Annotated in this window: 1 pseudogene; it reads left to right on the top strand. The window is 74.0% G+C overall.

The features are described from left to right. Positions 1–223 (top strand): annotated as a pseudogene (locus ACFIF2_RS36020) (2-oxoglutarate ferredoxin oxidoreductase subunit alpha); the annotation flags it as partial.

The following is a 223-nucleotide window of genomic DNA, read 5'->3' as shown; positions in this document are numbered from 1 at the left end:
GGTCGCGCCGCGCACCCCGGCGGACTGCTTCGACGCCGCGCTGGAAGCGGCGCGGATCGCGCTGGTCTACCGCACGCCGGTCTTCCTGCTGTCCGACGGCTACCTCGCCAACGGCTCGGAGCCGTGGCGGGTCCCGGACGTCGACGAGCTGCCGGATCTGGCGGTGCGGTTCGCGCAGGGCCCGAACCACACCCTGGACGACGGCACGGACGTGTTCTGGCCC

The organism is Streptomyces sp. BK79 (genome assembly GCF_044142145.1).
In the GTDB taxonomy this organism is placed as follows: Bacteria; Actinomycetota; Actinomycetes; order Streptomycetales; family Streptomycetaceae; genus Streptomyces.
The sequence above is the reverse complement of the archived record's forward strand: the minus strand, read 5'-3'. Positions and strand labels throughout refer to the sequence as shown.